Origin of the sequence: Prevotella sp. HJM029 (genome assembly GCF_000599605.1) — a bacterium.
Lineage (GTDB): Bacteria > Bacteroidota > Bacteroidia > Bacteroidales > Bacteroidaceae > Prevotella.
Window position 1 is genome coordinate 1 of the sequence record NZ_AZHT01000017.1, and the last position, 6172, is coordinate 6172.

Genomic DNA, 6172 nt, shown 5'->3' on the forward strand with positions numbered 1-6172 from the left:
CCCATAAGGGCGCATCCATCGTTAAAATCCCCGCGCACAATGGGTGTATTTTTGGTATGGGAACGCCGCTGCGCGGACGTTCGGGCGGGCACACAGGCACCGCCCCTACGGCTTCGTTTGAGTGGATTGCGCATGGACGGTTGATGCCGTTTTGGGGATTGCGCATAGGTGGTTGGTTTCGTTTGGGTGGATTGCGTGCAAATGGTCATTTTATTTGTGTGGGATTGCGTGGAAAAATATTACGGAGCGTGGTAGGGGCGGTGCCTATGTGCCCGCCCGAGTCGCCCTGCAGGGGCGCATCCATCGTTAAAATCCCCACGCACAATGCGTGTGTTTTTGGCATGGAAACGCCGCTGCGCGGACGTTCGGGCGGGCACACAGGCGCCGCCCCTACGGTTTCGTTTGGATGGATTACGCGTAAATGGATAATGGAGTTTGGTCGGAGCGGTTACCGATGTGCCCACCTGTTTCGCCCTGTCAAGGGCACATTTCACTATTTTTTGAAGAACCGGTTGGCGCGTTGGATGGCGTCATTGAATTGGCGCGGGTTGATGTGGAAGTTGGGAATGGGGTTGAGGTGGCTGTCGGTGACATCCATGGTGCCATCGGGTTGCTTTGTGATGATGGTGTCGCCACCGATGATGAAACCATAGTTAAGGTCGGAACCCACCATGTGCCAGCGGCGTGGTTGGCGGTCGGTGAGCAAATGGCCCACGCTGTAGTCGCCGATGGGGTTGGTAACGCCGAGTGCATCGTGCATCAGCGTGGGGATGATGTCGTAGTGGGTGGTGCGGTAATGAAGCTTCTGCGGCTTTGTGTTGGGTGCTTTGTAGAGCAGCGGCACGCCAATCTGCCACGGCGAAAAATTGCCGTTGTGGCCCCAAAAGTTCTTTTTGTTTTCGTTGAACTCCTGTGCGTGGTCGCCCGAAACCACGATGATGGTATTGTCGTAGAGGCCCTCTTGTTTGAGTTGCGCAATGACTTCGCCAATCATCTGGTCAATCTGCCAGCAGCAATTACGATAGAGGTTGAAGAAGGGTGTGGGATCGGTGTCGTTGTTGAGTCGTGTGTAGTCGGCGTAATCCCACGAAGGCGTGAACTTCTTGGGCAGTCTTTTGGGATATTCAAAGCTGTGGGCGAGGTCGTAGAACAGGAAGGCAAAGAACGGTGCCTTTTGCTTTAATGTGGGTAATTCGCGGATGAAGTCGGTGGTGATGCGGCGGTCGCGGTCGTAGGTTGTGGCACCCGGTGTGCTGATTTGCAGGTGGGGAACGCGTTGGAATATCGCGCTGGCAAAGGGCGGATCGACGAGCGTTGCGCTGCCATGGATGCGTAGTTGATAGCCTTCGGCCAGCAGTTCATCGATGAAAACCGGGCTGACATGGCTCGGCACAAAGCTCTCCCAATAGTGGCCGGGTACGCTGAAGAAGAGGCCGAAGATAGAGGTGCGCGTGCCATTGCTGCAGCTGAAATGGTTGTCATACCATTGACTTTCGGTGGCGAAGCGGTAGACATGGGGCATCGTTTCGGGTGTCAGCGTGCGCTTGTTCCACGAGTCGATGAAGAGAAAAACGATGTTGGGGCGTTGGACATTCTGAACTTTTAAGGGGTGAAGCGGATAGCAAAAGTCCGAGGTACTGCGCGCGTCGGCCGTGGGCGTTACGGGCTGTTTGAAGCCCATGTTTTCGAGGGCGCGTGTTGCCGAGAGTGGGAAATAATAAGGAATGAGCGCTTTCGACTTGGTCACTGCAGGTTGTTGAAAGAACGAACCATAGACATAAAGGGCGTTGGCCACAAGCGTTGCCAACAGCAACAGGCCTGCTCCTGCCCACAGCTGGCGCCGATTTACGTGTCGCATCAGCGTGGGAACGAGTCGCCAAAGCGCTACGGCCGCAGCCACGAAGAGCAGCAGAATGCACCCTTCTTTGAGCAGCATGGTGCCATCGAAATTGAAAATCTCACGGGCACCGCTACCAAAAAACATGTTGAGGATGATGCCGTTGATGTGGAACCGATAGAGCTGATAAACCTGTCGGTTGAGCATCAACACCACCATGAGCAGCGCAACGAGGGCAACAAACCAGGCCGTGGCGAGGCGAGGGTGGCGCAGTCGTGCCAGCAAGGCATAGCCGAGGAGCGCCGGCAGCAGCAGGATGGCTGCATGAGAGAGGCACGAAAGGGTGAAAAACACCCAGCCCATGACGTCCATCACGTCAATGATGGTGGTGCCGAAGATATAACTAAAGAGCAGCAATGCCAGCATCAAGGTGGAAAGAAAGTAATAGAGGATGCCCTTGCGCTGATGTTGTAGGTGGTCGATTTTAACCATGGTGTGATGTTATTTGTGTTGAGCGTTTTTGTAAAGTGAGCGATATTGTGGCCGAAAACGTGCGCTATTGGGTTGCAATCTGTGCGTAAATGTGCGCTAATATGGTGGTGTTTTGAGCGGGCTGAGAACGGCTTTTGCAGTCCATCGAAATTACCGTCGGCACCGATTTGCTTGCGCGTTAAGGCTTGTTGACGAGCACTGTGCAGAGTTCTCGTTGCAACACGCGCGCATCCAACACCGACATCTGATGGTCCATAATCGCGAAAGCCAGCAGATGGCCGTTGCTGCCCGTGGCGTAACCCGCCAAAGAACTGATGCCATAGGGATGGGAAAGGGTGCCTGTCTTGCCATGAATTTTTCCCTTGAGCTTGTCACTTCGCAGCAAGCTGTGCAGCGTTCCGTCGACACCTGCGATGGAAAGGTTGCGCTGCAGCTGTTTGTAGATGGCAGGATGGGCGTAACCATAGCGCAGAATGATGACCAAGGCGTCGGGCGAAAGCTGGTTTTGCGTGCACAGACCGCAGCCATCATGAATGACGAGTGCGGTGTCTTTGAGCTGCAAATTCTTGCGCATGAAGTGGCGCAGATAGGCCAACCCCGCCTCGGTCGGCACCTGTTTGGGGTCGTAATAATGGCCGATGGTGTAGAGCAAGGAGGTGGCTTGGGTGTTGGAACTGTTCTTCCACATGCGCTGAATGACACGATCAATGGAACGATAGAAGCGGAACAGGCAATGCGAACCAGCGGGTGTCTTGCCCACAACCATCTGCTCATCGCTCACCATGATGCCTGCATGACGAAGACTTTGCTGCAAGGCTTGTTTCACTTTCGCCTCACCTTTATAGAGTAGGCCATAATGCGAAAACGACAAATCCCACGGATACCAATGGGCTTCGCTTGTGACAGGGTCGGTGAGTACGAGGTCGAAGATGAGCTTTCCCGCAATGTTTTGAATGCCTTTCCGGCGCAACGCCTGCACAAACATATTGAGGTCGTCGGGTTGCAGCAGAGGGTCTAAATCGGCTTTGAAACTCACATCGCCCTGCAACGTGTCGCCTACTTGCCGACCTTTGGTGAAGATGGCTGTGCGATAGTTGTAGTGGGTGCCTAAGAAATGAAGTCCCGCCACGCCCGTGAGCAGTTTCAAACACGAAGCCGAAGGTTGCGTGCGGTGCTCGTGATAGCCATAAACGGGCTTGTTGGCCGTGATGTCGTACACCTGAAAACCAAACACACCGCGCAGCTTCATGCCTTCGGCAAAGGCCTCAAGGCACGTTCTGAGCTGCTGGTCTACAGCAATATCTTTAGGCACAGCGGCCGGTTTGTTTTGCTTGTCGCCACTTTTCCCCTTTCCACATGCACCGAACGTCAGCGTTAAAGCCATGGCGCCGAGCAGGGCAGGGACGATTATTTTTAGTTTCATCATTTCTGTTTTGAGTTGTGTTGCAAAGGTAATGCTTTTTTTCAAAGCAGTGTATGCGTGGGCAATGAAAGCCGCTGGCGAGCGTTAAAGAATGAGAAATGCGGGGCGGTGGGGGTGGTAACGAAGAAAAAATGAGTTTGCGATGCAATAGCGAAACTTATTCCGTGGAAAAATGTTATCTTTGCAGCAGAATTGTAAACGTATGGATGACAAATTTGTATTGAGGGATAGCGCGGAGGTCGTTAATCGCAAATTAGACCTCCTCTTGCGAACAGGTTGTTTGTTGATGGAGTGCTCAGCCGACACAACGCGCATCATGCGCACGTTGAAACGCACCATAGCTTATTTGGGCTTGCGCAGCGAACATCTGCATTTGTATGTCAACTACACCATTCTCATGGTGAACTATCACGACGACACCCATTCTTATACCAACTTCCGTCATTGCAAAAAGCATATCATCGACATGGCGGTTATCTCGGAGGTGAGCCGACTTTCGTGGCGCAGCATTGCCGAAGATATGACCTTAGACGAATATGAGGCGGTGTTGAACGAATTGGGTATGAAGAAAAATCGCTACACACCTTGGCAGGTAGCTATAGGCAGTGGCTTTGCTTGTGGCGGCTTCTGCATTCAGTTTGGATGCGATTGGGTCTCGTTCTTCTATGCCTCTATCGCCGCTATTTTAGGCTTTCGATTGAAAATGTATTTGGGAAAACGCGGCACAAATGTGTATGCTGGAACGGGTATCTCGGCCTTTGTAGCCACCATGATTGCATGGCTTTTCTCGTTGTTGTCGGTAGGTTCGCTCGCAGCTTATATACCACAATTCCTTCATTCGGCCACACCTTGGCATCCGTTGTTGGCTTGTGCGCTCTTCATTGTGCCCGGTGTACCGCTTATTAACTTTGTAAGCGACATGCTCGATGGATATATTGAGACCGGCATCACGCGTGCCACAAACACCTTGTTGATAGTGGGTTCAATGTCGTTTGGCATTGCTTTGGCTATTAAGATTTGCGGCATCAACAACTTTGTCACCGACCTTTCGATGATACCCCACCACTCTTATTGGGAGTTTGCCATCGCTGCAGCAATCTCGGCCATGGGCTTTTCGATGATTTACAGCACGCCCAAGCGCTTGCTTTTGCCCATTGCCTTAGGCGGAATTATTGCTGTCTGCACCCGAAACTTTGTCAATCTGGGCGATAGCAACGGTAATATTGGCCTCGACCAAGGCATCATCATTGGTTCGTTGGCAGGCTCGGTGCTCATTAGCTTGATTATCACCCGTGCACAACACTGGTATCACACGCCCCATCAATGCCTCTCTATTCCCAGCGTCATCCCCATGGTTCCGGGTGTGTTTATGTATCGCGCACTCTTTGCTTTCATCGAGATGGATGGCTCGGTCGACCAAGTGCTCTTCGGTTTGAATAACCTCATCAAGGCTTCTTTGGTGATTCTTTGTATCGCCTTAGGTGTGGCTTTGCCCCATATCTTCGTGCATCGGTTGATGGCCAACAAGCGCAAACAACGACTCATCGACTCACTCAACGAGCGCAATCGTTTGCAATTAGAGAAGGAAGGCGCGTCTGTTTAAACCCTATTCAGTACAACTTGTAGGCTGTTTTGATGCAGCCCACCTTTGATGGTGAACTTCTTAATGGTGCTGTTGTGCACGGCTTGTCGACTGTTTTGCAGAGGTAGTCTTGTAAGATTATGCAAGAGCTTGCAAAGCATGCTCGATATAAAGGAAATGTGGATTATGGAGTTTTCCTGTTTCATGGGGTTCATGAGTCGCGGTGATATCAGTAAAAGAGGGTATATCAAGGCTGCTTGCATATTTGATTTTAGAAAGGAAATAGGTAAGGGGCATAGCAGTATTGACAAAAATATGAATAGGGCAATCTTAAAATAGGGGTAGTTTGCTGGGCAATATGGTGGAGATAGTGTCATAAAGTAGGCGAGATTGTAGGGCAAATAGCATCACTTTGGTAGGGCTTCTTTTTGTGATTATGGCGATAGGAGGACGATTAGAGGATGGGTTGGTTGACTGATGATGCGATGACTCCTTTATATATCATGATGACCCCTTTATATATAATAAGGTAGGGAGTGAGCTTAAAATAGTCTCTTTAGTCCGATTGGGGTATAAGTTTAGTGTGGAAGTGCCACGCAATTTTTCTCTATTTTGTTGTACAAATCGAAAAAGTTGATTTATTTTTGAATTTTCTTTGAAAAAGATTTGGAGTTTGTAATATTTTGTATTACCTTTGCACTCGCTTTTGAGGACGAAGGTTTTCAAGTAGCGTTTTCTGCGCCTGTTGAAACGGGTGCGAAATAAAGAGAGCGATCTTTGACAAGATTTTCATAGACAGAGAAGTAGTACAAGAAGCGAGTGCTTGTTTTCGAAAGGA

At 50.7% G+C, this 6172-nt stretch carries 3 protein-coding genes; 1 reads left to right on the top strand and 2 read right to left on the bottom strand.

Annotation, left to right across the window (positions count from 1 at the left end; all coding sequences use genetic code 11):
* Positions 1-493: 493 nt before the first annotated feature.
* A complete protein-coding gene (locus X919_RS0101615; protein WP_028898748.1) occupies positions 494-2329 on the bottom strand; it encodes a sulfatase-like hydrolase/transferase in 1836 nt (611 codons plus the stop codon).
* A 178-nt stretch (positions 2330-2507) separates the two neighbouring features.
* Positions 2508-3755: a D-alanyl-D-alanine carboxypeptidase/D-alanyl-D-alanine-endopeptidase gene (locus X919_RS0101620; protein WP_155949633.1), complete on the bottom strand. Its 1248-nt coding sequence runs from the start codon at positions 3753-3755 to the stop codon at positions 2508-2510.
* Positions 3756-3954: 199 nt separating this feature from the next.
* Here X919_RS0101620 and X919_RS0101625 point away from each other — a divergent pair, with 199 nt between their 5' ends.
* Positions 3955-5355 (top strand): threonine/serine exporter family protein, encoded by a 1401-nt coding sequence (locus X919_RS0101625; protein ID WP_036916699.1) that lies wholly within the window; start codon positions 3955-3957, stop codon positions 5353-5355.
* Positions 5356-6172: the final 817 nt, after the last annotated feature.

What these genes read in the sequence shown, in the direction of transcription:
- X919_RS0101615 (WP_028898748.1), bottom strand. Translation starts at nt 2,329, where the DNA reads ATGGTTAAAATCGACCACCTACAACATCAGCGCAAGGGCATCCTCTAT.
- X919_RS0101625 (WP_036916699.1), top strand. Translation starts at nt 3,955, where the DNA reads ATGGATGACAAATTTGTATTGAGGGATAGCGCGGAGGTCGTTAATCGC.
- X919_RS0101620 (WP_155949633.1), bottom strand. Translation starts at nt 3,755, where the DNA reads ATGATGAAACTAAAAATAATCGTCCCTGCCCTGCTCGGCGCCATGGCT.